Genomic DNA, 26,821 nt, shown 5'->3' on the forward strand with positions numbered 1-26,821 from the left:
GGTGGGAGGGCCCTGACTCGGGGGGTCAGCTCGGTGTGATGTCGCCGAGTTTCCACGACCGATCGAAGTACGGCTCGGTCGGCCCGTAGAAGCGGAAGTAGGAGAACCAGTGCTTTCCGGGGATCGTCTGGACCCAGTTCGTCTGGCCGGAGGCCGGTTCCCTCGGGCCGAAGTACAGGTCGACCGATCCATCGTCGTTCACTTCGAGCTCGGCGTCCCTGGATCCGCGGTCGCCGCGCTGCTGGGGCGTGTCGATCAGACACCGTGTGGTGACGTCGTAGACGGTCGCCGACCAGAAGAGCTTGGCTGGCACATCGGCCGGCACATGGAGGGTGTAGTCGCGGCCGCCATCCAACCACTGGCCGTCGCGGTCGGTGTAGGACCCGAGATAGGCCTGCCCCGCGCCCGGCGTCGTGCTCTTCATCGCCTCGGAGAATGACACCGCTTCGTAGAACCAGGACGCCCGCTCGAACAGCTCGTCGTAGTGATCGGCGCGCTGGGCGGAGTTGTCGAGCACGATCGCGAGTTCCCATGCTCGATCGGGCCAGTAGGTCCCCTGCGCGAAGCGCTTCGCGAACGTGTTCGCCTGCGCCATGAGCTCCCCGGCAGCTGCCCCCTGTTCGAGGATGCGTATGAGTCGAGCATCCGGCTGGAACGGCTTTCCCTTCTCTATGCCCAGCTGCTTGAGCATGGCGAGGTAGAACCGGTCGCGCTCGTCGATGACTTCGGTCTGGTAGATCGCGTGCAGACGCTTCCAGTACTCGAGGCCGTTCGGCTGATCACCGGTCCAGGTACGACCGTCCGGGGAGACGATCCGAGTCGGGGCTGGGGCCTCGCGGTCGGCGTAAGGGTAGATGCGCACCGACGTCACGAGTGCGTCTGCCTGAGCCGGATCGGGGTCGAGGGTGCGGAACCCGAACATGACGTTCACTCCGGAGCATCGCAGCACGCGGTAGTCGTCGCCGAGCGCGTCGGGTTCGTCGGTGCCCGGAGCCAGGAGGACGTACTTCCCTCCCTGCCCGCGGTCCGGGCCCATCTCGCCCATCGCCCCGATCTCGCGCTGCCAGAAGTCGGACACCCCGCCTGCCGTCGGTCCGGCCGGAAGCTCGATGACCAGCGGTCCGGTCTCGGAGAGATCGAAGAAATTGAGGATGTAAGGAGTCGTCGCATTGGCGGTGATGAGGCCGAGACGATCTCGGTAGGTCAGGTAGCGCACGAGATCGCTGCTGGTCGCGCCGAAGACGTCATAGTGCTGGGTCTTCCACTGGGCATAGGACACCAACGGCAACGCCCACAGGTACGTCTGGCAGGCGAGCTGGTAGTCCAGCTCGTCGAAGATCAGCGGCAGTGCGGTACGGGCAGGGAGATCTCCGTCGCGCGCGACATCGGAGAGGCGTCCGGGGAGTTCAGCGGTCATTCGAGGGTCCTTTGCAGCAATCTCCGTGACTTCGGTGCCATCGGAGGGGTGTCACGGATGCACCGATGCCGGGCACGGGGATCGGATCGTTCCCTGCCCGGTGCCCGGCATCGAAGTGCGCTGGTTACTGTGCCCCGCCGAGGTCGTGGATGAGCTCCTTCTCGTCTTCGGCGGAGAGGGAGGTCTGCACCACGGTGCCGTTGAACGGCGCGAGCGCGGCGGCGAACTTGTCCTCTGTGATCTTCGTCGCGTACACGACGACGGCCGACTTCCCGGCGGAGACCGTGCTCTTCACGCGGTCACGGAACTCCGCATCGATGCCGGACTTGTCGAGCCCGGCGAACAGTGCTCCGAAGAGGCCGCCGAAGAGGAGACCCGCGATCGGCACGAAGAACAGCAGGCCGATGAGCACGCCGAAGAGCGCTCCGCCTGCGGCGCCAACGCCGACGTTTCCCGCGGCACCGGGGTACTCGACCTTCGTCTTGCCCTTCTCATCGACCTTGACGAGCGCGAGGCCTGCGAGTTCGACGACGAGGTCGTTCTGCAGGGACAGGATCTCGTCGTAGGCGCCTTCTGCCTGAGGCTCGGTGTCGAAGGAGATGACGATCAGTTCGGCCATGGGGCGACTTCCCTTGTTCAGGGCTGAGTCGACCACCCTCAGCCGTTTGCGACAGGAGGCCACTCCACGGTGGCTCCCGCTTCAGGCCAGGCTAACCGCGGCGCTCCAGGGAAACGCAGGTGCGATCAGGAATTCACCCGGGGTACCTTCGTCCGCCACCACGCGGGAATTGATGCCAGGGCCGACCTGTGGAGATAATGCGGTGATCACTGCGCCGTTGCGCTTGTGAAGCACAAGCAGCGGAAGAGGCGCGATGGCCACTGATGAGAGCGAACTGACTTCGGCGACGACCGTTCGGCGGCTCGTCGTCCTCTCGCTGCCAGCGGTCATCATCGGGGTCGTCTCCGCGCTGATCCTGTTCATGGTCGAGGAACTGGCGCTGGTCCTCCAGAATGCGCTGTGGGAGGGACTCCCGCACGCGGCTGGCTTCGATCCCGACTCGGCGTGGTGGATATTCACGGTTCTCACGCTCACCGGACTCGCCGTGGGGCTCGCGATCTGGTTGCTTCCGGGCCACGGCGGGCGGGACTCGGCCCTCACCGAGCTCATCGCGCCGCCCCTGCCGCTGAGCGCACTGCCCTCTCTCGCCCTGGTCGCCGTGCTCGCGCTCGCCGGAGGGGTGAGCCTGGGACCGGAGAGCCCGATCATCGCGATCAACACCGGCATCCTCGTCGCCGTTTTCGCCAGGTTCTGGCCGGGAGTCTCCGGGCAGCTGATCGTGCTCATCACCGCGGCAGCGACGATCGGCGCGCTGTTCGGCACGCCTGTCGCCGCCGCCCTCGTGTTCACCGGTGTCGTGGGGGCGATGGCCGGTGGTCAGGCTCTCTGGGACAAGCTCTTCCTCCCGCTGCTCGCCGCCGGCGCCGGTGCGGTCACGATGTCTCTGCTGACCCAACCGTCGTTCGCGGTACCGATGCCGTCGTACGACAGCATCGCCGCCATCGACCTGCTCAGTGCCACGGTCATCGCGGTCTTCGCCGCGCTTCTCGGGATCGGTGCTGCTGCCGTCTTCCCGCTCGTGCATCGGACGTTCCGGCTGCTGCGGAACCCGGTGCTGTACGTGACTCTGGGTGGCATGGTCCTCGGGGTGCTCGGGATCATCGGCGGTCCGATCACCCTGTTCAAGGGGTTGGAGCAGACGGCCACCCTCGTCATCGACCGCGACGACTACGACTCGGGGCAGCTCTTCGTCATCGTCGCGGTGAAGATCGTCGCCCTTGTCATCGCGGCGGCAGCGGGCTTCCGAGGTGGCCGGATCTTCCCCGCTGTGTTCATCGGCACGGCGATCGGCGTTCTCGCCAATGCCCTCGTCCCTGGCATCCCCATCGTCGTGGCGATCGCGGGAGGGGTGCTCGGCATGGTGCTCGCGATCTCCCGCGACGGGTGGATCGCCCTGTTCATCGCGGTCGCGGTGACGGGAAGCGTGACGGTGCTGGCCGTGCTCTGTATCGCGATCCTCCCCACCTGGCTCCTCGTCTCCCGAGCGCCCGAGATGCTCGTGCGGGCGGCCGCCCTTTCTCCCGATCGGGCGCATCCGGCGGAGAAGGCGTGACGGGCTGACGCCGGTCCCACGGCATCGGCGGGAACTCACCAGGGGGAGATTTCGATGCAGTCCGCCCTCCACCTGACCGGCACGAGAAGATAACCGCATGACGACATTCACCTTCGATGAAGACACGCTCACTCAGGCATACCTCTATGGTTTTCCACTCGTGTTCAACCTCGAGCAGGTGAGCCGTCTCATCACCGACGGTATCGGTGCGATGCCGTCGGCCCCGTTCAACTCCTTCGCCCACGGGCGTTCGTTGGCGGGCCCCCAGGACACGTTCGTCACGATCAACAACGACACCGTGTACTCCATGGCCGCGATCGACGTCAGCGTCGGTCCGATCCTCCTGCATGTCCCCGACGCGGACGGACGGTACTACGTGCTGCAGTTCGTCGACGCGTGGACCGACAACTTCGCGTATGTGGGGCATCGGGCGACCGGGACGGGTGCGGGGGACTATCTGCTGGTTCCTTCCGACTGGACAGGCGACGCTCCGCACGACACGACGGTGATCCGCTTTCCGACGACTGTCGCGTCGATCGTCGGACGGTGGGCGGTGTCATCCGACGACGATCTTCCCGCCGTGCACGCGCTTCAGGATGAGATGACGCTCACGCCCCTCGATTCCGACGCGATACCGAAAGGACTCGTGGAGCCCGACTCCGCCGTTCCGGGTGAAGTGCTCTTCTGGGAGAAGCTCAGGGTCTGGTCGCACCAGTTCCCTCCTGCGCCGCGCGATGTCGAGTTGCAGAGTTCGTACGCGGGGATCGGAGTGACGGAGGTCGGGAGGTCTCCCTATCGCGATCTGTCGTCTCAGGAGATAGTCGCGCTCGCCGAGGGGCTTCAGGCAGGCGAACACGCGATCCAGCAGGTTCTTCATGCGAGTTCCAGCCCGGTCGTCAACGGGTGGACGCTCACCTACCACGTCTTCGACTACAACCTCGACTACTTCGAGGTCGGCACCATCGATGATGCCCAGTTCACACTCGCGGACCCCCGCACTCGCATTCTCGAGCGTGCTGGCGCTGCGAAAGCAGGTCTCTGGGGGAATCACGCGTACGAAGCCGCGTACATAATGACCTACGTCGACGAGCACGGCGAGCAGCTCTCCGGATCACGCCACTACACCCTGAAGTTCGATCCGCTGCCGCCCGTTGGTGCGTTCTGGTCGGTCACGATGTACTCGGTGCCTGATTTCTTCCTGGTCGACAACCCCATCGATCGATACTCCATCGGCGATCGCACGCCCGGAATCCAGTTCGACGACGACGGAGCCCTCACCATCACGATCAGTCACGAGCGGCCGGCGGATGAGAAGGCATTCGCGAACTGGCTTCCGGCCCCAGATGGCCCTTTCCGGCCGGTGCTGCGCATGTACGAGCCCGATCCCGAGGTTCTGAGCGGCGGCTACACCGTGCCGGCCATCATCCGCAGCTGAGGAGCAAGGTGGCCGATCGCTTCGAAGCATCTGTCGCGGTGGACGGAGGCGATTCAGCGCCCGGGTAGACGTCGATCTGGCCGAAAGTGGGTGGCGCGGTGTCGTCTCGGTTGGGAGAGTGAGCGGCACGCGACCGGCATCGGAGAATGAACGTGTTGTCGATGTGACGCGATAAGTGAAGCGAGAGGTTCTGCACATGAGCACACCTGATTCCGACGAGCAGCCGATCTTCACGAGGGCGGGGGAGGCGACGCTCACCTCGCGTCATGTGATCCCCGCCGGCGAGTCGCTTCCGGATACGGCGAAGCAGATCGTGGAGGACGAGACGATCCTCGACGGCAACGCGCGGTTGAACCTCGCGACGTTCGTGAGCACCTGGATGGACGACGACGCCAAGCAGGTCTATGCCGCATCGTTCGACAAGAACATGATCGACAAGGACGAGTACCCGCAAACGGCGGCGATCGAGGACAACTGCTGGCACATGCTGGCGAACCTCTGGAACGCGCCGGATGCGGAGAAGAGCATCGGCACCTCGACGATCGGCTCCTCGGAGGCGTGCATGCTGGGTGGCCTCGCGTTCAAGCGGCGTTGGCAGCAAGCGAGGCGTGCGGCGGGGAAGGACACCTCGAGACCGAACCTCGTGATGTCGTCTGCGGTGCAGGTGTGCTGGGAGAAGTTCTGCAACTACTTCGACGTCGAGCCGCGGTACGTGCCGATCAGTGCGGAGCACAAGACGCTCGACGGCCACGATCTGGCGAAGTACGTCGATGAGAACACCATCGGTGTGGTCGCGATCATGGGAGTGACCTATACCGGCATGTACGAGCCGGTGGCCGAGATCGCCGCAGCTCTGGACGAGATCCAGAAGACCACGGGCCTCGACATCCCCATCCACGTCGACGGCGCCTCCGGAGCAATGATCGCGCCGTTCCTGCAGCCCGACGTGGTGTGGGACTTCCGGCTCGAGCGGGTGCATTCGATCAGCACGTCGGGGCACAAGTACGGGCTCGTGTACCCCGGGCTCGGGTGGGTGGTCTGGCGCGACGAGCAGTGGCTGCCGGACGACCTGGTGTTCAAGGTGAGCTATCTCGGTGGCGAGATGCCCACGTTCGCCCTGAACTTCTCCCGTCCCGGCGCGCAGGTGGTGCTCCAGTACTACCTGTTCCTGCGGCTGGGGTTCGAGGGGTACCGGGCCGTGCAGCAGACGTCGCAGGACGTCGCGAAGTTCCTCTCCGCGGGAATCGACAGGCTCGACGCCTTCGAGCTGTGGAACGACGGCAGCGACATCCCGGTGTTCGCCTGGCGGCTCACCGAGGGGCATACGAAGAATTGGACGCTCTACGACCTGCAGGATCGGCTGCGGATGAAGGGCTGGCTCATCCCCGCCTACCCGATGCCGGCCGACCTCGAGCAGATCACGGTGCAGCGCATCGTCGTACGCAACGGGCTGAGCATGGATCTCGCGGCCGACCTGCTGCAGGCGATCGAGACAGAGGTCGCGTACCTCGACGCGCTCGAATCGCCCATGCCCGCCGAGAAGCCCCAATCGGCGTTCCACCACTGAGTTCGACGATGTCTGCCTCGGATACAGCCAAAAGAGGGCGCTCTATGCGGTCACCATTCCTGCGGCGGGCAGGCGGATGTCGAAGCGTGAGCCTACGTTCGCCTGGTGGGCGCTGATCACGCCGTCGTGCGCCTCCACGATGCCGCGGGCGATCGCGAGGCCGAGTCCTGCACCGCTCGCGCCATGGATGCCGGTGCCAGGGGTCCTGGCGTCGGTGCCGCGCCATCCGGGTTCGAACACACGGTCGAGGTCGGCCTGGGCGATGCCGGTTCCCGAGTCCTCCACCGACAGCAGCATCACCTCGTTCTCGCGTGCAGTGCTGATGCGGATCGTCCCACCGCTCGGGGTGTGCTCGATCGCGTTCGCGAGGAGGTTCATCATCACGCGCGCGAGCTCCCTGGCATCGCCGACGATCGTGTGATCGGGGCTCGTGAGCTCGACCAGCGCGATGCGCCGCGCATGGGCGACGGGTGCCAGCTCGGCGACGGCGTCGCTGACCAGGTCGTGGAGCGACATCGGCTCTGGGTGGAGCACGAGAGTGCCGGAGGTGATCTTGGAGAGCTGGAAGAGGCTGTCCACCAGATCGGTCATGTGGTCGACCTGACGGCGCATCTGGCGATGGAATCTCGCCGGATCATCGGCCATCCCGTCGTCGAGGGCCTCCGTCATCGCCCGCAGACCGGCGAGCGGGCTGCGCAGGTCGTGCGAGATCCAGGCGATCAGCTCGCGCCGGGACCGGTCGAGGAGCTGCACCTCGTCCCTCGCGGCGGCGAGTCGGTCGCTGGTGGTGACGAGTTCTTCGGCCACGCGGGCGAAGTCGGCATTCACGGCGACCGAGCCGGTCGTGTCGAGGCGTTCGCCGTCGCCCACCGAGTGCGACAGCTTCTGGAGCGAGTGAACGCCCCGCAGCAGCTGCATGGCGAGCAGCACGGCCACGCCGAGCGCCACGACGGCTGAGATCACGGTCACCACCACGACCACGAGGAGGTCGTGGCGGGAGATGTACATGGCCTCGGCGACAGCGAGCACTCCGGTAGCGAAGGCGAGAACCACCGCCAGGATGACGACGCACAGCTGCACCACGAGCGAGCGGCGGCGAAGCAGCCACAGTGCGATCACACCGATCACACCGACCAGCAGCGCGCAGATCAGGGCGATACCGGCGATCGCCGCGACGTCGGCGGCGGGCATCAGACGGACCCCAGTTCGAGGCGGTAGCCGACGCCCCACACGGTGACGAGTACCGTCGGGTTGCCAGGGTCCTCCTCGATCTTCTCGCGCAGGCGACGCGTCGTGACGGTCACCGTCGACAGATCGCCGATCTCCCAGCCCCAGACACTTCGCAGCAGAGTCGGCCGGTCGAAAGTCTGCCGAGGGTGCTTGAGGAGGAACGCGAAGAGATCGAACTCACGCACCGACAGCTCGAGCGGAGCACCATGCTTGGTCGCGATGCGGGCAGAGGGATCGAGATGGAAGGGGCCGATCTGGAACGGCGCCTCGCGCGCGAACTCCGGGAGGCTCCTGCGCAGTGCCGAGTTGACGCGCAACACCAGCTCCTTGGGGGAGAACGGCTTGACGACGTAGTCGTCCGCTCCCGCCTCCAGGCCGTCGATGCGGTCGTCCTCGGAGCCGAGCGCTGTGAGCATGATGATCGGCACGGAGGAGTCGGCGCGGATGCGACGGCACACCTCGGCGCCGTCGATGCCCGGCAGCATCCGGTCGAGGACGACGAGATCCGGTGCACCGGCGGAGACGGCGGCGAGTCCGGCGAAACTGTCTCTGGCGATGTCGACGATGTACGAGGCGGCCTGCAGGTAGGTACGCACGATCTCGGAGACGGTCGCATCGTCTTCGATCACGAGGACGCGACGATCCGCGAGCTCGGGGGAGTCGGACAGCGGCTGGACCATGCTCCCATCGTAGGTTCGAGGGTGCTCTTCCTCGCGGGAATCCGGCCGTTCCCGGCATCCTTCCTCGGTTCGTAAGGAGTTGGCGGGGTCGGAGAAGACCGCGATCCCTAGCGTCGGTGTATGAGATTCCGCACCGACGTCGTCCTGCCGTGCCTCGACGAGGCGGCGGCACTGCCGGGCGTTCTCGCCGCGCTCCCAAGGGGCGCGAGGGCGATCGTGGTGGACAACGGCTCGACCGACGGTTCGGCTGAGGTCGCACGCGCCGCCGGTGCCCTGGTCATCGAGGCGCACCAGCGCGGCTACGGCGCCGCGGTGCACGCGGGACTCTGCGCCGCCACCGCCCCGGTAGTCGCATTCTGCGACGCCGATGGCTCTTTCGACCTCGGCCAGCTCGATCGGGTCGCCGAGCCCGTCCACCGGGGGGTGAGCGACCTCGTCTTCGGTCGGCGCAGGGTCACGAGCTCGGCGTCGTGGCCTGTGCACGCCCGCTTCGCGAATGCGGCCCTGCTCGCGATGGTGCGCCGTCGCACCGGCCTCACCCTGCAGGACCTCGGGCCGTTCCGTGCCGGGCGACGCGAGCAGCTTCTCGCCTTAGGCCTGGAGGACCGCCGCAGCGGCTACCCCCTCGAACTGCTGCTCCGGGCGTGGAAGGAGGGGCTGCGGATCGACGAGGTCGACGTGGACTACCGGCCGCGACTCGGACGATCGAAGGTCACCGGCACCGTCCGCGGCACCATCACCGCCGTCATCGACATGCGCAGCGCCCTGCGGAGGTTCGCATGAGCACGACGACGAACACGAACACGAACACGAAGACGACGACGATCGTCGTGATGGCCAAGGAGTGCGTGCCCGGGCGGGTGAAGACGCGCCTGCACCCGCCGTTCACACTGGAAGACGCGGCGAGGATCGCGGCGGCGAGCCTCGCGGATACTCTCGACGCCGTCGGCACGACCGGACTGCCGGTCGTCGTCTGCGCCCAGGGCGAGATCGCACTCCCCGCCGGCTTCGACTCGATCCCGCAGGTCGCGGGAGGCTTGGACGATCGGATCGCCGCGGCACTGGATTCCTGCACCGGCCGTGTCCTGCTGATCGGCATGGACACGCCTCAGGTGGATCCGTTGCTCCTGCGCGCCTTCGCCGACGACTGGCCGGACGATGTCGACGCCTGGTTCGGTCCGGCCAAGGACGGTGGATTCTGGCTGCTGGGCCTCGACGACCTGCCGCGCGAGCGACTCGGTGGCCGCCCGCGTGGCGATCTGGTGCGCGGGGTTCCGATGTCGGCGCCGGACACGGGACTGCTCCAGCGCGAGCGCCTGATCGACGCCTGGCTCAGGATCGGCTCCGCACCGCCTCTGACGGACATCGACGACCTCGCCTCCCTGCGCGAGGTGTCGTCGGTGCTGCCGGCGGGTGGACACCTCGCCCGCCTGTTGCCCCAACTGCGCGTCGATCTCGAGGGCGGTGCCTCATGAGCGCCCCGGCGACGGCGCACTTCGGTGCGGGCGGAGACGCTCCGTACGACGTCGCTCTGCGCAACGGAGGCGGTGTGCTGCGGTTGGTCGAGGTGGCGGCGGGGGGTGAGCGACGCGTCGAGATCGGCCGTTTCCTCGCCGCTGCCGACGCTGCCGACGACTCGGTGATCTCGAGGATCAGGGGCCCGGTGCTCGACGTGGGCTGCGGACCGGGGCGGATCCTGCATGCGGCGATCCGCTCCGGGCAGCTCAGTCTCGGCGTCGACGTCTCGCGGACCGCCGTCGAGCACGCGCGGGAACGAGGACTGCCGGCACTGCAGTTGTCGGTCTTCGACGCGCTTCCGCAGGAGGGTGCGTGGGAGTCGCTGCTCCTCCTCGACGGCAACATCGGCATCGGCGGGTCACCGGCGGTGCTGCTCGAACGCTGCGCCGAGATCATCACCCCTCTCGGCAGCATCCTCGTCGAGGTCGATCCCGACCCGGAAGTCGACCGCGGGTTCGTGGCCACCGTGGTCGACGACGACGGACGATCAAGCTCCGCCTTCCCCTGGTACGACATCGGGGCCGCGGCGCTGCGGCGTCGGCTGCACGGCTCCGCTCTCGACCTCGTCGAGAGCTGGACCGTGTCAGGGCGCGCGTTCGTCCGGCTCCGCCGCCACGTCTGAGCGCCGCCCGACGAGCCTATGGTGCGCGGCGCTGATCGCGGCCAGAAGCCCGTCGTGCACCACGACCACGGCGACGAGCCAGACCGCGACGCTGAACAGCTGGTCGACGGACTGCGCCGAGAGGAGGAGCCATCCTCCCCAGACGAGCAAGAGACCTCCGACGATGAGCAGTGCAGGGCGGATGTAACGCATCAGGCCACCTCGATGGACTCGAGCCACTTCGTCTGGAGTACCCCTGGTCGTCCAGGAGCGATGACCCGTGCGGGATACCCGTGGTCGAGGTCCAGCGGCTCCCCGTTCAGGCGCAGGGCGATCAGGGTGCGCGGATCACGTGCGTACGCGGCCGGCATGGTCGTCTCCCGGAACGCACCGCGGCGCTGCATGCTGCGCAGGCGGATCGTCGCATCCTCTGGCATGCCGACGAGGTCGAGCAGATCGCGGAGTCGCACGCCGGTCCAGGTCGCATCGATCGTCCATCCCTCGACGCAGGCGATGGGCAGCACCTCGCTCCGCTGTGGCAAGGCCTCGAGGTCAGCGCGCTTCAGGGCGAGCGCACCGTCGCCGGTTCCGAGTCGCAGCATCCATCCGGGGTCGCTCGCGAGCTCGGTCACCTCCGCCTGTCGGGCCGAACGGTTGACGGTGACCCCTTGTGCGGCATACACGCGGGCCCGGGGTGCCTTCAGGCTGAACGGGCCGATCGGGGTGACCGCGTGTGCGAGCGCGGCAGCACCGGTCAGCGCCGAGGCGCCCCCGACGACTCCGAGGAACCGGCGCCGGGAGACGGCGGTCGTCTTCGGCGAGCCGTCGGCCTGGTCGCCGTCCGCATCCTGGTCTCTGCTCTCGGTCGGATCCTGTTCCGGGCTCTGCGCTTCCTCAGGTCTCTGCTTCTCCTCCGGGGGCTGAGCGTGCTCCGGTTCCCCGGCGTCCTCGGGACCGCCGCTCCGCCAGGCGCGGACGATCGCCGGCAGGTGCACGGCGATGTGGACGATCATCGCGCCGATGAGCACCCACGCGAGAGCGAAGTGCGTGCGGCGGAACGAGAAGTCCCACGGGTACCACTTCAGAGCGTTGAGCACTCCGGTGATCGGCTCCATCAGGGCGGTGGCGACGAGGATAGCCAGGCTCGCACGCTCCAGAAGGTGCGGGAGGCTCCGAACCGGAGGCCACGTGAAGAGCTTGGGGAACACGACCCAGAGCTTGGCCAACAGCAGGGGGATGAGCATCGCACCGACGACCACGTGCGTCCCCTGCGTCCACGCGTAGAGGTGGGCGGGCCCCGGCGGCGGAGACAGCCATGGCAGCGGACTCTGTAGCAGATTGCTGTAGATCCCGGTGAGGAAGCAGATGAGGAACGCTGCCCCGAGTAGACGGCCTATGACGACCGTCGTCCTGGTGGTGCGCAACGGGGACCCGAGAGCGGCGCGCGCCCGTTCGGACCTCTCTTGGAGCGCGTTCGAGAGGCGCTCGGTGACGGAGTCTCTCGTGCGGGGAGTGCCCATGGCCCCAGTATGCGAAGCAGACGCGGCGCGGAGTCGCCGATCCCCTTACAGAGTGATGACGGGTCAGATGTCATCGCGATGTAAGGAAATCGGGACACTGGAGGGCCGCCGCTCGCGCACTCTGGGGTGATGAGTGATGCACAGCAGGGCGTCAGCGACGTCGAGATCGAGTTCGCGGTGATCGGGGGATCAGGTTTCGAGAAGCTCGATCTGGCCGACCGGGTCGTGATCGCGCCGAGCGGATCACCGTGGGGCACGGTTCCGGAGATCGTGACCGGGCTGCTGAACGGGCGACGGGTGGGATTCGCGCCGCGCCATGGTGTCGGGCACCGCGTGCCGCCGCATCTGGTCGATCCGCGGCCGCTGCTGTGGGGGCTGCGGCGCAGGGGAGCGCGGGTGCTGCTGTCGACGAACGCCGTCGGCGGTCTGGATGCCTCGCTTCGTCCGGGTGACTTCGTGCTCACCGATCAGCTGATCGATCGCACGAACGGCAGAGCCGACACCTACTTCGACGGCGTCGGAGGGGTGTCGGGGGTGCAGCATCTGCCGTTCGCTGAGCCGTACGACGCCGACCTGCGCCGGATCGCATTCACGGCCCTGCAGGCGCTGGGGGAGCGGGTGCACGCGAGCGGCACGAGCGTCGTGATCCAGGGGCCGCGCTTCTCGACCGCTGCGGAAGCCGACTGGCACCGTGCGATGGGAGCGCGGCTGGTCAACATGACACAGCTGCCGGAAGCCGCGCTCGCCGCGGAGGTGGGTCTCGCCCACGTGAATCTCGCGATCGTGACGGACACCGACACCGAGCGGGGAGGGGCGGATGCCGACACCTCGGCGACTGCGGAACGGGTCTTCGCCGTGATGGCGGCAGCGCAGCCTCGCCTCAGCGCGGCGGTCGCGGCGATCATCGACGCGATCCCGACCGGACGCGCGGTCGTTCCCCGACTCGCACCCGACGTCGTCGATGCGCTCCTCCGTCGCGGGGAGCATGAGCAGGGGGAGCGGGTATGACGGGGCGGCTCCTCATCACCGGTGGGGCGGGCTTCATCGGCTCCGCGGTCGTCGACGCAGCGCTGAACGCCGGATGGCGGGTGCGGGTCCTCGACTCGCTGCGTCCCGATGTGCACGCGGCGGCACAGCGCCCTCCGCACGGTGAGGTCGAGTTCGTGCGCGCGGACGTGCGTGACGAGGATGCTGTCGCCCGGGCACTGATCGACGTCGACGCGGTGTGCCACCAGGCGGCCAAGGTCGGTCTGGGCCTCGGCATCCGTGACGCTCCCGACTACGTCTCATCGAACTCGCTCGGCACGGCGACGCTGCTCGCGGCGATGGCGGAGGCCGGCGTGGACAGGCTCGTGCTCGCCTCGTCGATGGTCGTCTACGGAGAGGGGCTGTATCTCGACGACGACCGTGTCGTGCAGCCGCCGCCGCGCACGAGGGCCGACCTGGAGGCCGGACACTTCGACCCGCTGTCGGCACGGACCGGCGCAGCGCTGCGACCGCTGTCGATCTCCGAGAACCAGCCGTGCGATCCGCGCAACGTCTATGCGGCGACCAAGCTGGAGCAGGAGCTGCTCGCCCGCTCCTGGGCGCAGAGCGGTGGAAGGGCCGCCCTGCTCCGGTACCACAACGTCTACGGGCCGGCGATGCCGCAGGGCACCCCGTATGCGGGTGTGGCATCGCTGTTCCGCTCGGCGCTGGAACGCGGCGAGACGCCACGGGTCTTCGAAGACGGGGAGCAGCGACGGGACTTCATCCACGTCCGCGACGTCGCCGGCGCCAACATCGCCGCGCTCGCGTGGACCGAGACGGCCGAGGCGGAGACGGCGAGGGCGTTCAACGTCGCCACCGGCGTGCCGCACACCATCGGCGAGTTCGCCGATGGGCTGGCCGCCGCGTTCGGCAGCGAGCGGCCACCGCGCACTGGCGAGTTCCGGATGGGCGACGTGCGACATATCACCGCATCCGCCGACCGCATCAGGGCAGAGCTGGGATGGAATCCTCGGGTCGGGTTCGAGGAGGGCGTGCGGGAGTTCGCGCACGAACCGTTGCGCGACAGGGCCGCGGGGTGAGCGAGGTGAGATCCCGCGCCGGTTCGCGGCTGGCGGTCTGGGGCGTCGTGGGGGCGCTCCTCCTGATCGCCGCCGCCATCGCCGTCCCCGCTCTGACGGGCTGGAACGTACGGGTGAACTCGTTCCCGCCGCTGCACGCGGAATGGATGCCGCGGCTGGGGCCCGGCACACCGCTGGCGGTCCTTCTCGGCATCGCAGCGATCGTCTGGGGTCCCCGCGTCGCATCGTCGGCACGGTGGGGGCACCTGCTGCTGATCGCCTTCGGCGTGTCAGCGTTGTGGCTGTTCGCGCTCGCCACAGTCGACGGCCTCGACGGGATCGGCACGATCCTCGACCACCGCTACGAGTATCTGGGCACTGCGCGGGAGATCGACGACGTCGGCACCACCCTGCGCGAATACGTCGAACGCATACCCTACGCGCACGAGGACAACTGGCCGGTGCACATCGCCGGTCACCCACCGGGAGCGCTGCTGTTCTTCGTCGCGCTGGTCCGGCTAGGGCTCGGCAGTGCGCTCGCCGCGGGGTTCGCCGTTCTGGTGCTGGGGGCCACCACCGTGATGGCGGTCATGATCGCGCTGCGGGCGCTGGGGGCGGAGGAGTACGCGCGAAGGGCGGTGCTCTTCCTGGTGTTCACGCCCGCCGCGATCTGGATCGCGGTGTCGGGCGACGGCCTGTTCATGGCGGTCGCGGCGTGGGGGATCTGCGCACTCGCCCTGGCCACGGCGACCACCGGCGCGAGACGGGTCGTCTGGTCGCTCACGGCGGGCGTGCTGCTCGGATACTGCGTGATGATGTCGTATGGCCTGCCGTTGCTGGGCTTCCTGGCCGTCGCGGTCCTGTGGGCGGGAAAGTCGTGGGTTCCGTTGCCGATCGCCGCTGCTGCGGCTCTGGGGGTCGTCGGACTGTTCGCGATCAACGGGTTCGCCTGGTGGGAGGCATTCCCCGTGCTGCAGCAGCGCTACTGGGATGGCGTGGCATCGCGGCGACCGCCGGGGTATTGGCTGTGGGGCAATCTCGCCGCATTCGGCGTGAGCGCAGGCCCCGCCATCGGTGCCTCGATAGCCGCGGTCGGCGCTGCAGCGGTCGGGATGCTCGGCGGGCGCACACGCGAGCGCCGGAGCGAGTTCGTCGCGGGGGACGCCGTGGCGGACGGGCGCGGGAGAGCGAAGTGGGATCCGCGCGTCGTGCTGCTGATGCTGGCCGCAGCCGGGTGGCTGATGGTGCTCGCCGCCGACCTGTCGAACATGAGCCGGGCGGAGGTCGAACGCATCTGGTTGCCGTTCGTGCCGTGGGCGACGCTCGGTCTCGCACTCTTCGGGCCGTCGACGCGTCGGTGGCTGCTGGGTCTGCAGATCGGTTTCGCGATCGTCGTGCAGTCGCTGCTCAGCACCGGGTGGTGAGCAGCGACCGCACGCGTACCTGCTGCGGATCAGGCGCCTCGTGTGCGCGTCGCCTCGTTCGCGTCGGTCCCTTCCTCACTCGACGGTGATGGATGCGGCGCGTGCCGTTGCCGTGCGCGGGCGTTGCGGGCCGCGAGGACGATCCCGCCGAGGACGGCGGCGACGAACGAGCCGACGAGCACCCCGATCTTCACGTGCTCGTCGGCCACCGAGCTCGATCCGTAGGCGAGTTCCCCGACGAGCAGGGAGACCGTGAAGCCGATGCCCGCGAGGAACGCCATGCCGGTCAGGTCGGGCCAGCGCAGCGTCTCATCCAGCCGCAGTGCCGGGAGGCGACTCAACAGGAACGTCGTGGCCAGGATGCCGATGGGCTTGCCGATGACGAGTCCGACGATGATGCCGATCGTGATCGGGTCGGCGAACGCGGACGCGAGCCCCTCGAATCCGCCGATGGTGACGCCGGCCGCGAAGAAGGCGAAGACGGGGACGGCGAACAGCGATGCCACGACGCCCCAGCGGTCGGCGAAATGTGCGGCCATGCCGTCGTAGATCGGTCGCCCTGCGTCGTCGGTGCCCGTGCGCACTCTGGCGCGTTCGCTCGCCCTGACGGGAACGACGAAGCCGAGCAGCACGCCGGCGACGGTCGCGTGGATACCGGAGGCATGGATGCATACCCACACCGCGACGGCGAGCGGGAGCAGGAGCCACCACGCTCGCACGCCCTTCGCCACGAGGGCAGCGAAACCGGCCAGCGGCAGGAGCGCGAGGATCAGCCATGGGAACCGGATGGTGTCGGTGTAGAACGTGGCGATGATGGTGATCGCGATGAGGTCGTCGATGATCGCGAGTGTCAGCAGGAACACACGGAGCGCCGGCGGGAGGAATTTGCCGACCACCGCGATCACGGCGACGGCGAAGGCGATGTCCGTCGCCGTGGGAATCGCCCAGCCGCGCAGCGCATCCGCTCCACTGCCGGCATTGAGCAGGGCGAAGATCACCGCCGGGACCACGACGCCACCCACGGCCGCCGCGATCGGCAGGGCCGCCCGGCGCGGGTCGCGCAGACGCCCGGCGACGAACTCCTCCTTCAGCTCGAGGCCGACGACGAAGAAGAAGATCGCCAGGAGTCCGTCCGACGCCCACGCGCCGATGCTGAGCTCGAGGTGCAGTTCAGGGATGCCGAACGTGAAGTCCCGCACCGATTCGTACCAGGAGGCGCCAGGACTATTGGCGAGGATGAGCGCGGCGAATGTCGCGGCGAGAAGGAGAGACCCGCCGAGGACATCGCTGCGGGCATTGGAGCGGATGCCCTGCCACAGGGCGTGCGGAGCAAGAGAGAAACGGGCAGGGGAAGGATTCGGGGACACGGAAAGACCTCACGCGGGAGAAGGGGTGAATGGCGCAGGAAGACCACCGCCCCGTTCGAGGCGTGGTCTAGTTCCGTGGCGGCGGGCAGCCGGCGATCTCACCGTGCGAGAGGGTGCCCCAGACGCTGGTCCATCCGTTCGTGCCCGGGTGCAGGACGACCCGCATCCACTCCTTCATCGGGGTCGCCGAGCGCAGACGGTGCGGAGCACGCGTCGAGCCGGCGATCGAGAGGAGGGGCACCCAACCAGCCTATCGGGATGGGCTGGGAGTCCGTCCCCCTCGCATCACATCCATTTCTGGCGTTTGAAGATCAGGAACAGTACCAATGCGAAGGCGATCATGCCGCCGATCGCCAGGGGATACCCGAAGGTCCAGTGCAGCTCCGGCATGTTGTCGAAGTTCATGCCGTAGATCGCGCCGATCAGCGTCGGGGCGAACAGGATGGCAGCCCAGCCGGAGATCTTCTTCATGTCCTCGTTCTGCCGCTGGGCGACGAGCGTGCCGTTGACGGTGAGGATCTGCGACAGCGATTCGCGGAGTTCCGCGACCTGCGTGTCGACGCGGCTGAGATGATCGGCGACGTCTTGGAGGTAGGTCTGTAGTGCTTCGGGGATGCCGTAGCGGTCGAAGCCCTTGCGCAGGGCGTGCAGCACCTCGGTGAGTCCTGACGTCGCCTGCCGCAGGTCGATTACTTCCTGGCTCAGGCGGTAGATGCGCTCGGTCACGGTCGCGTCGCCGCTGAAGACCTGCCGCTCGATCTGCTCCTTGTCGACTTCGAGTCCGCGGAGCACCGGGGCGTAGCCGTCGACGATGGCGTCGAGCAGGCGGTACAGCACCGCTTCCGGCCCGTGCTCGAGAAGGCGCTCGTCGTCGAGGAGGGTGTGGTCGCCGCGGTCGGCCGCACCGGAGGCATCGTCGGCATCGAGGCCGTCGATCCAGCGGCGGTCCTGGCAGAAGATCGCTACGGCCTGCGGGCGCACGAGGATATGGAACTCGGCGAAGTCGACATCCTCGGCGGAATCGACGTACCAGGCGGAGCGCACGACGAGGAAGAGCGTGTCCTCGTAGCGTTCCAGCTTCGGGCGCTGCCCGGCATGCAGCAGGTCTTCCACGAGGAGCGGGTGCAAGTGCCAGGACTCGGCGAGCTCGGCGATGTCCGCCGGGGTCGGGTGCGGATAGAGGAGGAGGGCGGTGCGCTCGGCATCTCCCTCGGTGAAGGTCTGCGCGTCGCCCACGGTGGTGTCACGTGGGGCTCGCACGAGGTGCCCGGCATCGACGTAGCGTGTCCGCCTCGTCGTCGCCGTGGTTGTCGTGTTCTCGGCAGGACGCTGTCGACGGAAGACGCTGTTGCGGCGCTGTGTCGAGTCGTCGCGCGAGGGTGACACCATGTCGGTGGTCCTTTCCTTTATCGAGATGCTCCCGCAGTCGGGCGACGGGCGCTAGATCCCGATGGAGATCTTGGGTGCGAGGATGGCCTGGATGGCGGGTGCCACGAGGCGGACGATCTCCTCCGACTCGGCCTCGGCGAGCATCGGCACTCCGATGATCCGGCGACTGGTGACGACACCGACCAGCATCGCCGACGCCAGTCCGGCGCGCAGGACCACATCGTCCGCGGCGGGGACGCCCGCGTGCTCGATCAGGCGCGATTGGATGAACTCCCGCAGCTGCTCGTTCGCCTGCTCGTTGACGATCGACCCCCGGAGCATCGCCATGAGTGGCTCGGATTCTTCTGCCGGCCCCTCCCAGGCATCGAGGTAGGCGCGGACCACCCGCTCGCCCAGGTGCTCACTCGGGCCCTCGAACGCAGTGTCGAACCGGTCCAACGCCGAGCGAGGTATCGCCATGACGGCGGCGAAGAGATCGTCCTTCGAGCGGAAGAACTGCATGACCTGCGAGGCGTCGACCCTGGCATCCGCTGCGACGAGGCGGATCGTCGTGGCGGCGAAACCGTTCACCGCGAACCGCGAGCGCGCGGCGTCGAGCACGGCTTGCCTCGTGCTTCCTGGTCCGGGCCGTCGTCCACGGACGCGCGCGATGGGCTGCTCCTGATTCTGGTCTTCCACGAGAGCAACGATAGCTCCATCGCTCCTTTTTCTCAACGAGTGTTGAGTTTTGATCGAATCGGACGTACGCTCGCTGCGACCCGAGAGTCGGTCCCGGGAATCACAGCAAAGGATTCGTCATGACCAGTGATCAGCACATCTTCGTTCCCTCCCAACCGCTCCCTCCGGCGCGCACCGGCGTGCTGACACCGTTCGAACCCGGGACCCGCACGCTCGAGGCAGGATTCCGCGTTGCGCCGCCGTTCATGCCGCTCCCGGTCGACATCGTCTTCGAGAAGGACACGCCTGTCGAGCTGCGGGACGGCACGACGATCTACGTCGATGTGTTCCGTCCGGTCGGGACCGAGAAGGTGCCGGTGATCTTCGGCTGGAGCCCCTATGGCAAGGCGCAGGGCACATCGGGCAGCGTCATGGGAGTGTTCGGACTTGTCGGGCTGAGCAACGCCATCGTCTCGGGGCTGGAGAAGTTCGAGGGAGCGGACCCCGCCTACTGGTGCGCGCACGGCTATGCGGTCTGCAATCCGGACATCCGCGGCGTCGTGGACTCCGACGGCGACAGCGTGCTGTGGGATCGGCAGGACGGCCGCGACGCCTACGACCTGATCGAGTGGTTGGCGGCGCAGGAGTGGTGCAGCGGCAAGGTCGGGATGACCGGCACGTCATACCTCGCCGTCTCCCAGTGGTTCGCCGCGGCCGAACAGCCGCCGCACCTGGCTGCCATCAACCCCTGGGAGGGTGTGAGCGACGTCTACCGCGACCTCGCCCTGCGCGGCGGGATGCCAGACACCGGATTCGCCCGCCAGCTTCAGGAGGGCAGCTTCTTCGGCAAGAGTCGGAAGGAGGACATCCTCGCCGAGGTCGACGAGTACCCGCTCATGAACGAACTGTGGGAGAACAAGATCCCCGCGTTCGACAAGATCACGGTGCCGGCCTACATCGTCGCGAGCTACTCCAACACGTTGCACACCGCCGGCACCTTCCGCGCCTGGCGTCGGATCGCCTCGGAGGAGAAGTGGCTGCGCATCCACAACACGCAGGAATGGCCGGACTACTACGACGAAGACCACACGGACGACCTCCGTCGCTTCTTCGACCACTACCTCAAGGGGCACGACAACGGATGGGAGCAGACACCGCGCGTGCGCTACTCGGTCCTCGATCTGGAAGGCGGCGACGTCGTCGACCTCCCCGCCGATCAGTTCCCGCCGGCCGACGTCTCCTCCGTGAAGTTCTACCTCGACGGCCGCACGCGCACCCTCACCGCGGGTGCGCCGACGAACGAGGTGGCCGTCTCGTATCTCACCGACTCGAACCCGAACGCCGTCTCGTTCCTGACGCGGTTCGACGAGGAGACCGTGTTGGTCGGGTACCCCAAGGCACACCTCTGGGTCGAGGCCCGCGGCTCCGACGACATGGATCTCTTCGTGCTCGTGCAGAAGCTCGACGCCCACGGCACTCCGCTCGAGGCCTTCACCGTCCCTAACCGCAGCGCTGCCATCCACGACCTGACCGACCACGGCGCCACGATCCTCAAGTACAAGGGGTCCGACGGTCGGCTCCGCGTCTCCGCTCGCCACCTCGATGAATCCCTGACGTCCGACGACGTGCCGGCGCACTCTTTCGACCGCGTCGAGAAGCTCTCGGCCGGCGAGGTCGTCGAGATCGACATCGACTTGCTTCCGGTCGGTCTCGTCTTCCACCCGGGGGAGCAGCTGCGGTTCATCGTCAGTGCGCGGAACCTGATGGGCACGATGATGCCCGGCATCCGAGAGTATGTCGGCGCGAACAACGGTGAGCACGTCATCCACACCGGCGGCGAAAGCGCCTCCTACCTGCAGCTGCCGCTCGCGACCTCCTGACCCCACGCGGTCGCGGGACTTCCTTACGCCGCGGTGCAGTGAGGGAGGCTCCGCGCCGTGATGGGGCGCCGTGCCAGACGCAGAAAACCCCGCCCATTCGGGCGGGGTTTTCTGAGGTCATGCAGCGTGTGTGCCCCCGACTGGAATCGAACCAGCGACCTACGGTACCGGAAACCGGCGCTCTATCCACTGAGCTACGGAGGCGTACCGATCGACAATATCACTCGTCGGGCGTGGTCTCCGACCCACCGGCCACCGTGACCGGCGCGGCGCGCAACTCCTCGAGCGCCGCCGCCAGCTTTTCGGCCAGATAGCGGTGTCCTTCGGTCGATGGGTGCTTGCGTCCCACCTCCACGTCGATGACGTCGAGGTAGTTCTGCTCGGTGATCCAGTCCTGGGCGATGGGGGAGATGTACCACCAGCCCCGCGCGGCGGCGAGTGCGGACAGATCCGTGTCGATGCGCGCTGTCGCCGCTCCCACCGGAAGCTCATGCGGTGCCGGGCCGAGCACCACGATCGTGGCATCCGGATAAGTCGCGGCCATCGCGTCCCAGGCTGCGGTGACGGCCTCGCGGTATCCGGCCACTCCCTGCGCACGGTCGTTGATGGAGCCCTGGATGATCACGAGGTCCGGCGAGAGTGCAGGATCGAGTGCGGCGATCCGTTCCCCGAAGGTCGGGCCGTCGAGCCCGGGCTTGAGGTAGCCGCTTCCGCGGACACCGTCAACGATCGTCTCGCCGCCGAGCAGATCTGCCAGGAGATACGCGTATCCGAGGGTGGGAACGCTTGCCGCGGACCCATACGTCCACGAGTCGCCGAAGACCAGGACGGTGGGGCGATCCGGGAGCACGAGCGGGGCAGGGGCTATGACCGACGAGGCTCCGGTCGCGCCTTCGGCCGCGGCGCCGATCGGGGCGGCGGAGGGGGCAGGAGTCCATGGTCGCCACGCCCCCAGAACGACTGCCGCGATGGCGAGGAGCACGGCGATGACGATGCCGACGACGCCCATTCGACGTCGGGCGGCAGCGGGCTTCATGGCATGAGAGTAGATCACCGGGAGCAGAACGCAAACTCCGCGCGTTCCAGACCGTCGGATGCGGCCTCCCGGCCCCGTAAACTGGGGAGGCTATGAATCCCGAAACCCTCGCCGAAGCCTTCCTCGCCGTCCTCGCACCGATCGCCGAGGAACGACGTCCCGGCGAGCCGTTCGAGCTCGCCGCATCCGACATCGTGCTCGACCGTCCGCGCAACCGCGACCACGGCGACTGGGCCTCGAACATCGCGATGCGTCTGGCCAAGCCGTTCGGCACCAACCCGCGAGAGCTCGCGCAGCAGATCGCCGATGGCCTCGCCGAGGTCGAAGGCATCGCGAGCACCGAGGTCGCAGGTCCCGGGTTCATCAACATCCGTCTCGACGCTGCTGCTGCCGGCGCACTCGCGAAGGTCATCGTCGACGCCGGAGCGACGTACGGCACGAACACGTCGCAGTCGGGCGTCAGCGTGAACGTCGAGTTCGTGTCGGCCAACCCGACCGGCCCGCTGCACATCGCACACACGCGCTGGGCTGCCCTCGGCGACTCGATCGTGCGTCTGCTCCTCGCGAGCGGCGCGCACGCGGTCCGCGAGTACTACATCAACGACGCCGGCGCTCAGATGGATCGCTTCTCCCTCTCGGTGCTCGCGGCGGCGAAGGGCGAGCCGACGCCCGAAGGCGGCTACCCCGGCGCGTACGTCACGACGCTCGCCGGCCGCGTGCTCGAAGCGCGCCCCGACCTGCTGCAGCTTCCCGAAGACGAGCAGCTGGGAGTCGCGATGGAGCTCGCCTACGAGTTCCAGCTCGCCGAGATCAAGAGCTCTCTCGAGCGCTTCAACGTGCCGTTCGACGTCTGGTTCTCGGAGCGCACGCTGCACGAGAAGGACGCCTCGGGCGTGAGCCTGATCGATCAGGCCGTCGATCGCCTCCGCGAGCAGGGCCATGTGTTCGACGAGGACGGTGCCGTCTGGGTGCGAACGACCGACTTCGGCGACGACAAGGACCGCGTCATCCGCCGCTCGAACGGCGAGTACACGTACTTCGCCGCCGATGCCGCGTACTACCTGAACAAGGGCGACCGCGGCTTCCAGAACAAGATCTACCTGCTCGGCGCTGATCACCACGGTTACGTGCACCGCCTCAAGGCGGTCGCGGGCGCTGCAGGAGAAGACCCCGAGAAGAACGTCGAAGTGCTGATCGGCCAGATGGTGTCGATCAACGGCGCCCGTCTCAGCAAGCGCGCCGGCAACATCATCGAGATGGACGACCTGCTCGACTGGCTCGGCACCGATGCGCTGCGCTACTCCTTGGAGCGCTCGCCCGCCGACTCGCCGCTCGACCTCGACCCCGAGCTGCTGCAGAAGCGCACCAACGACAACCCGGTCTTCTATGTGCAGTACGCCCACGCGCGCACGCACAATGTCGCACGCAATGCCGCGGATTCGGGCGTTGACCGTTCGGAGTTCGCTCCGCAGACGCTCACGCACGAGAGCGAGGCAGCCCTTCTCGGCGTGCTGCAGGAGTTCCCGCGCATCGTCGCGTTCGCTGCCGAGGTGCGCGAACCGCACCGTGTGGCGCGCTATCTCGAAGAACTGGCGGGTCTCTACCACCGCTGGTACGACAACTGCCGCGTGATCCCGCTCAGCGACGGCCCGATCGAGAGCGTGCACCGTACCCGTCTCTGGCTGAACGATGCTGCCGGCCAGGTGCTCCGCAACGGACTCGACCTCCTCGGCGTGTCCGCGCCCGAGCGCATGTAGTGGGCGCTGCCGTGCTTCCCGGTACGGCAGGATGGCAGGCATGAGCGACGACAACCACACCCTGCCGTATCCGGACGCAGGGGCCGAGCATCCGACGCTGGTGATCCCGGGCTCCGCTTCCGAAGAAGCGACGGAGGCCGCGCCGAACAAGCGTCGCCGTTGGCCGTGGGTTCTGCTGATCGTTGTGGTCGTGGTCGCCCTGCTCGCGGTCGCAGCGGAACTCATCGCTCGCGCGGTACTGCCTGGAGTCGTTCGCTCGATCGTCGTCGAGAAGCTCGATCTTCCGTCCGACCAGCAGCTCGACGTCGAGACGGAGGGGATCCTGCTGCCCCAGCTGATCGGCGGCACGCTCGACACGCTGCACCTGTCCACCGACTCCGTCACGCTCGAGGGCATCACCGGTGCCGCCGACGTGACTGCGACCGACGTTCCGCTGCGCGGCGGTGACCTCGGCGGCGCCGCCGGCACCATCCGCATCGATCAGGCCGAGTTCGCCCCCTTGCTCGCCGGCACGGATCTGCCGGTCGAATCCGTCGAGTTCGATGCCCCGAACGCGACGGTGAGCGGATCGATCGACCTGCTCGGGGCGGCCGTGCCGCTCTCGCTCACGTTCACCCCCGGCGCTGTCGACGGCGACCTCGAACTCACACCGGTCGCGGCGAGCGTCGGCGGACTCGACATCGATCTCGACAAGGCCGGCTCTATCCTGGGCCCGCTCGGTCAGCGATTCACGCAGCCGCAACGGGTGTGCATCGCCGATCGGCTCCCGGCGGGCCTCACGCTCACCGGACTCGAGATCGTCGATGGCGCGGCAGTGATCGACATCGACGTGAACGGAGCCATCGTCACCGATGCTTCGCTGCAGGACAAGGGCGTCTGCCCGAGCTGACCCCGGCGGCAGCTGTCAGTTCTCGGAGGTTCCGGATCGAGCGTCGAGAGCTTCGATGTGCTCGGCGAGCCATGCGGGTCGCTGCAGCGGGATACCGTGACCGCAGCCGTCGACGACCTCCGACGTGCTGTGGGAGAGCGCCGCGTGGAGCGTTTCGGACGAACGCTTCATCAGCGACTTCTCTTCGGAGCCGACGAGGATGGAGGCTGCTCCGGGGAACGACTTCCATGCTGTGGGCGGGATGAACCTCAGGTTCTCCTCGACGGATCGGAGGAGTGTCTCCCGCGAGATGGCCGCCGACGTCTGCACATAGTCGTCCAGGAGCTCATCCGGGACGAACAACTGCCGAGCCTGCAATCGCGCGAACGACTCCTTCTTCGCAAGTCCTGCCGTCGCGCCGAGGAGTGCGAGGGTCGGACGAGTGGCCCGCATCGGCACGGCCTGTGCGCTGACGACGACGACGCTGCCCACCAGATCGGGGCGCTCCGCGGCGAGCAGCACCGCCAACTGCGCACCGAGCGAGAACCCGACGACGGTTGCCGGCCGGGCCTCGTCATCCAGAACGCGGGTGAGCGCGGCCGTCGTCGCCGCGTGGGACACGTACGTCTCTCCCGCGCTGCGGCCGTGACCGGGCAGATCGGGGATGACGATACGGCGTCCCCTGTCGAGGTGGGCGCGCAACGGGTCCCACATCCATCCGGCGACGCCTCCTCCGTGCAGGAGCAGCAACGGCCGTCCGCCGCGTGCGCCGAATGCCTCCACATGCATCGTCAGTTCCTCTCGAAGGTCTCGGCCATGCGACCGATCGTGTCGATCGCCCGTTCGAGCTGTGCGGGCTCGAACGGGCCGAGCAGTCGCGCCGCAGAGAGCAGCCCGATCGATGCGCTCGAGAGCGCGAGGGCGAGCGCTTCCACGTCGACGTCCGCCACGATCTCGCCCTGGTCCTGCAGGCCGCGGAGCCATTCGATGACGCGCCGCTGCCGCTCGCGATACCTGCCGTCTGTGACTTCGGCGACGTGCGCGCCGAGGACGCCGCGGTCGTCGAGGAACGCCGCCGTCATCAGCGCGTCGTCACTCAGAGCACGCGCGGAGGCACGATACGCGGAACTCAGACGCGGGTGGTCGCCCAGTTCACGACTTACGCGCTCGTTCATGCGTGCGGTCCCGCGCTGCAGCAGGGCGTCGAGGATCTCCCGCTTGCCGGCGAACTCCAGATACACCGCTCCCTTGCCGATCCCGGCATCGTCGGCGATCGAGGCCACACTCATCGAGTCGAAGCCGTGGGAGAGCACGAGTTGCTCCGCGGCATCGAGGATGCGGTCGCGGCGGTCAGGGACGCGGGGGCGCGGCATCGTCGCTCCTGTTCAGGTGTTCGAACATCGCGGGGATGACGAGGTCGGGGCGATCGCGCTGCACCCAGTGGCCGGCCCCGGGGGCGATCCGCAGCGACCCGGCAGGCAGCAGCTCCGCGGCGGTCTCGATGCGTGCGAGAGGAACCCCCGAGTCGTGATCACCGTGCACCAGGAGTGTGGGCGTGCGAATCGACGACAACCGGGGCGTGTAGTCGGTGCGCAGCCGATTCCAGAGCACCTGGTCGCGTTGCCATTCCGCGAAGGTCTCCAGACCGGTGCCCGTGGCCGCTTCCGCCAGCACTGCGTCGACCAGCTGCGGTGTACGCGCCTGCTCCGTGCGTACGAGGTCGCGGAGGCCGCGTTCCATCGCACGGCTGTTGCGCGCGTAGGAGCGGGTCATCGCACCCAGCACCCCCGAACGCAGCAGGAGGAAGGTGCTGAAGTGGGTGATCGAGCCGATGAGTCCGTCGGACAGGCGAGGCATGAGTCCGTAGCAGCCGAGCAGCACGGCGGTCCGCGCGCGGCCCGGTTGATCGAGGAGATGTCCGAGTGTCATTCCGCCGCCCAGCGAGAGACCGGCGATCGCGTAGTCGACGAGACCGAAACCGTCGACGAGCTCGCCGACGTGTCGGACGAGCCCTTCCTGAGTGAGGGGCCAGGTTGCATGAGGGCTGCGTCCGAAACCGGGGTGGTCGGGCGCGATGACGCGGTGTCCGGCTTCGGCGAGGGCGGGGCCGACCTCGCCCCAGGAGAGTTCGGCGCTGTCAGCACCGCCGCCGTGCAGGAGCAGCACCGGCGCTCCGGTCTCCGTCTGCGGGAGCCACTCCAGGGCAGAGACCACGGCGTGCGGGAGCTCGATCCGCGTGCGTCGTGCGTTCATGGC

General features: G+C 67.9%; 26 protein-coding genes and 1 tRNA gene. 12 read left to right on the forward strand and 15 right to left on the reverse strand.

Features of this window, described 5'->3' with window-relative positions; genetic code table 11:
- Positions 1-25: 25 nt before the first annotated feature.
- Together CQ040_RS00005 and CQ040_RS00010 are read right to left on the reverse strand one after the other, a co-directional pair.
- On the reverse strand, positions 26-1,417 hold the full coding sequence (locus CQ040_RS00005; RefSeq protein ID WP_105525649.1) for a DUF1254 domain-containing protein: 1,392 nt from the start codon (positions 1,415-1,417) through the stop codon (positions 26-28).
- A 124-nt stretch (positions 1,418-1,541) separates the two neighbouring features.
- Positions 1,542-2,036, reverse strand: a complete 495-nt coding sequence (locus tag CQ040_RS00010) for a DUF1269 domain-containing protein (RefSeq protein ID WP_028502914.1) — start codon at positions 2,034-2,036, stop codon at positions 1,542-1,544.
- Positions 2,037-2,289: 253 nt separating this feature from the next.
- Between CQ040_RS00010 and CQ040_RS00015 the strand changes: the two genes are divergently transcribed.
- The 3 genes from CQ040_RS00015 to CQ040_RS00025 all read left to right on the forward strand — a co-directional run bounded on the left by CQ040_RS00015 (position 2,290) and on the right by CQ040_RS00025 (position 6,590).
- Complete coding sequence (locus tag CQ040_RS00015) at positions 2,290-3,588, forward strand: ion channel protein (protein ID WP_105525648.1); 1,299 nt, start codon at positions 2,290-2,292, stop codon at positions 3,586-3,588.
- A gap of 97 nt (positions 3,589-3,685) precedes the next feature.
- Positions 3,686-5,023: a DUF1254 domain-containing protein gene (locus tag CQ040_RS00020; RefSeq protein WP_105525647.1), complete on the forward strand. Its 1,338-nt coding sequence runs from the start codon at positions 3,686-3,688 to the stop codon at positions 5,021-5,023.
- Between the two features lie 196 nt (positions 5,024-5,219).
- Positions 5,220-6,590 (forward strand): glutamate decarboxylase, encoded by a 1,371-nt coding sequence (locus CQ040_RS00025; protein WP_105525685.1) that lies wholly within the window; start codon positions 5,220-5,222, stop codon positions 6,588-6,590.
- 42 nt (positions 6,591-6,632) lie between these two features.
- On the opposite strand, the gene CQ040_RS00030 is transcribed toward CQ040_RS00025, so the two are convergent.
- Both CQ040_RS00030 and CQ040_RS00035 read right to left on the reverse strand, forming a co-directional pair.
- Positions 6,633-7,781 carry a cell wall metabolism sensor histidine kinase WalK gene (locus tag CQ040_RS00030; RefSeq protein ID WP_258131213.1) on the reverse strand — a complete coding sequence of 383 codons (1,149 nt, stop codon included), beginning with the start codon at positions 7,779-7,781 and terminating at the stop codon, positions 6,633-6,635.
- Positions 7,781-8,500, reverse strand: coding sequence for a response regulator transcription factor (locus tag CQ040_RS00035; RefSeq protein WP_105525646.1), 720 nt, complete (start codon positions 8,498-8,500; stop codon positions 7,781-7,783). The genes CQ040_RS00030 and CQ040_RS00035 overlap by 1 nt, the downstream gene beginning before the upstream one ends.
- Positions 8,501-8,620: 120 nt before the next feature.
- Here CQ040_RS00035 and CQ040_RS00040 point away from each other — a divergent pair, with 120 nt between their 5' ends.
- Genes CQ040_RS00040 through CQ040_RS00050 form a run of 3 tightly spaced genes read left to right on the forward strand, consistent with a single transcriptional unit; the run spans position 8,621 to position 10,640 of the window.
- Positions 8,621-9,283 carry a glycosyltransferase family 2 protein gene (locus tag CQ040_RS00040; RefSeq protein WP_105525645.1) on the forward strand — a complete coding sequence of 221 codons (663 nt, stop codon included), beginning with the start codon at positions 8,621-8,623 and terminating at the stop codon, positions 9,281-9,283.
- On the forward strand, positions 9,280-9,975 hold the full coding sequence (locus CQ040_RS00045) for a DUF2064 domain-containing protein (RefSeq protein ID WP_105525644.1): 696 nt from the start codon (positions 9,280-9,282) through the stop codon (positions 9,973-9,975). The genes CQ040_RS00040 and CQ040_RS00045 overlap by 4 nt, the downstream gene beginning before the upstream one ends.
- Entirely contained in the window at positions 9,972-10,640 is a 669-nt protein-coding gene (locus tag CQ040_RS00050) for a bifunctional 2-polyprenyl-6-hydroxyphenol methylase/3-demethylubiquinol 3-O-methyltransferase UbiG (RefSeq protein ID WP_105525643.1), read from the forward strand. The genes CQ040_RS00045 and CQ040_RS00050 overlap by 4 nt, the downstream gene beginning before the upstream one ends.
- Here CQ040_RS00050 and CQ040_RS00055 read toward each other — a convergent pair.
- Together CQ040_RS00055 and CQ040_RS00060 are read right to left on the reverse strand one after the other, a co-directional pair.
- Complete coding sequence (locus CQ040_RS00055; RefSeq protein WP_105525642.1) at positions 10,602-10,832, reverse strand: hypothetical protein; 231 nt, start codon at positions 10,830-10,832, stop codon at positions 10,602-10,604. The genes CQ040_RS00050 and CQ040_RS00055 overlap by 39 nt on opposite strands.
- On the reverse strand, positions 10,832-12,139 hold the full coding sequence (locus CQ040_RS00060; protein WP_105525641.1) for a molybdopterin-dependent oxidoreductase: 1,308 nt from the start codon (positions 12,137-12,139) through the stop codon (positions 10,832-10,834). The genes CQ040_RS00055 and CQ040_RS00060 overlap by 1 nt, the downstream gene beginning before the upstream one ends.
- A 129-nt stretch (positions 12,140-12,268) precedes the next feature.
- Here CQ040_RS00060 and CQ040_RS00065 point away from each other — a divergent pair, with 129 nt between their 5' ends.
- The 3 genes from CQ040_RS00065 to CQ040_RS00075 are packed head-to-tail and all read left to right on the forward strand — an operon-like array spanning position 12,269 to position 15,611.
- Positions 12,269-13,147 carry an MTAP family purine nucleoside phosphorylase gene (locus CQ040_RS00065; protein WP_105525640.1) on the forward strand — a complete coding sequence of 293 codons (879 nt, stop codon included), beginning with the start codon at positions 12,269-12,271 and terminating at the stop codon, positions 13,145-13,147.
- Positions 13,144-14,208, forward strand: a complete 1,065-nt coding sequence (locus tag CQ040_RS00070; protein ID WP_105525639.1) for an NAD(P)-dependent oxidoreductase — start codon at positions 13,144-13,146, stop codon at positions 14,206-14,208. The genes CQ040_RS00065 and CQ040_RS00070 overlap by 4 nt, the downstream gene beginning before the upstream one ends.
- Complete coding sequence (locus CQ040_RS00075) at positions 14,205-15,611, forward strand: hypothetical protein (RefSeq protein WP_105525638.1); 1,407 nt, start codon at positions 14,205-14,207, stop codon at positions 15,609-15,611. Before CQ040_RS00070 ends, CQ040_RS00075 begins: the two co-directional genes overlap by 4 nt.
- 29 nt (positions 15,612-15,640) lie before the next feature.
- Here CQ040_RS00075 and nhaA read toward each other — a convergent pair whose 3' ends face one another.
- The 4 genes from nhaA to CQ040_RS00090 all read right to left on the reverse strand — a co-directional run bounded on the left by nhaA (position 15,641) and on the right by CQ040_RS00090 (position 19,045).
- Complete coding sequence (nhaA, locus tag CQ040_RS00080) at positions 15,641-16,978, reverse strand: Na+/H+ antiporter NhaA (RefSeq protein ID WP_258131212.1); 1,338 nt, start codon at positions 16,976-16,978, stop codon at positions 15,641-15,643.
- A 67-nt stretch (positions 16,979-17,045) separates the two neighbouring features.
- The gene (locus tag CQ040_RS20595) at positions 17,046-17,219 is read right to left on the reverse strand and encodes a hypothetical protein (protein ID WP_181156908.1); all 174 of its coding nucleotides are present in this window, start codon (positions 17,217-17,219) and stop codon (positions 17,046-17,048) included.
- 44 nt (positions 17,220-17,263) lie between these two features.
- Entirely contained in the window at positions 17,264-18,367 is a 1,104-nt protein-coding gene (locus tag CQ040_RS00085) for a magnesium and cobalt transport protein CorA (RefSeq protein ID WP_105525637.1), read from the reverse strand.
- A 51-nt stretch (positions 18,368-18,418) separates the two neighbouring features.
- Positions 18,419-19,045 carry a TetR family transcriptional regulator gene (locus CQ040_RS00090; RefSeq protein WP_105525636.1) on the reverse strand — a complete coding sequence of 209 codons (627 nt, stop codon included), beginning with the start codon at positions 19,043-19,045 and terminating at the stop codon, positions 18,419-18,421.
- A 119-nt stretch (positions 19,046-19,164) separates the two neighbouring features.
- Between CQ040_RS00090 and CQ040_RS00095 the strand changes: the two genes are divergently transcribed.
- Positions 19,165-20,904 (forward strand): CocE/NonD family hydrolase, encoded by a 1,740-nt coding sequence (locus CQ040_RS00095; protein ID WP_105525635.1) that lies wholly within the window; start codon positions 19,165-19,167, stop codon positions 20,902-20,904.
- 131 nt (positions 20,905-21,035) lie between these two features.
- On the opposite strand, the gene CQ040_RS00100 is transcribed toward CQ040_RS00095, so the two are convergent.
- Together CQ040_RS00100 and CQ040_RS00105 are read right to left on the reverse strand one after the other, a co-directional pair.
- Positions 21,036-21,108 (reverse strand) — tRNA-Arg (locus CQ040_RS00100).
- 16 nt (positions 21,109-21,124) lie between these two features.
- Positions 21,125-21,940, reverse strand: a complete 816-nt coding sequence (locus CQ040_RS00105) for an SGNH/GDSL hydrolase family protein (protein WP_258131211.1) — start codon at positions 21,938-21,940, stop codon at positions 21,125-21,127.
- 92 nt (positions 21,941-22,032) lie between these two features.
- On the opposite strand from CQ040_RS00105, the gene argS reads away from it, so the two are divergent.
- On the forward strand, positions 22,033-23,697 hold the full coding sequence (argS, locus tag CQ040_RS00110; RefSeq protein WP_105525633.1) for an arginine--tRNA ligase: 1,665 nt from the start codon (positions 22,033-22,035) through the stop codon (positions 23,695-23,697).
- 40 nt (positions 23,698-23,737) lie between these two features.
- Complete coding sequence (locus tag CQ040_RS00115; RefSeq protein WP_105525632.1) at positions 23,738-24,586, forward strand: DUF2993 domain-containing protein; 849 nt, start codon at positions 23,738-23,740, stop codon at positions 24,584-24,586.
- 15 nt (positions 24,587-24,601) lie between these two features.
- On the opposite strand, the gene CQ040_RS00120 is transcribed toward CQ040_RS00115, so the two are convergent.
- The 3 genes from CQ040_RS00120 to CQ040_RS00130 are packed head-to-tail and all read right to left on the reverse strand — an operon-like array spanning position 24,602 to position 26,818.
- Positions 24,602-25,354: an alpha/beta fold hydrolase gene (locus CQ040_RS00120; RefSeq protein WP_105525631.1), complete on the reverse strand. Its 753-nt coding sequence runs from the start codon at positions 25,352-25,354 to the stop codon at positions 24,602-24,604.
- 2 nt (positions 25,355-25,356) lie between these two features.
- Positions 25,357-25,938, reverse strand: a complete 582-nt coding sequence (locus CQ040_RS00125) for a TetR/AcrR family transcriptional regulator (protein WP_105525630.1) — start codon at positions 25,936-25,938, stop codon at positions 25,357-25,359.
- Positions 25,916-26,818, reverse strand: a complete 903-nt coding sequence (locus CQ040_RS00130; RefSeq protein WP_105525629.1) for an alpha/beta fold hydrolase — start codon at positions 26,816-26,818, stop codon at positions 25,916-25,918. The genes CQ040_RS00125 and CQ040_RS00130 overlap by 23 nt, the downstream gene beginning before the upstream one ends.
- Between the last annotated feature and the right edge of the window lie 3 nt (positions 26,819-26,821).

It is taken from the genome of Microbacterium sp. MYb54, from assembly GCF_002979515.1.
Taxonomy (GTDB): domain Bacteria; phylum Actinomycetota; class Actinomycetes; order Actinomycetales; family Microbacteriaceae; genus Microbacterium.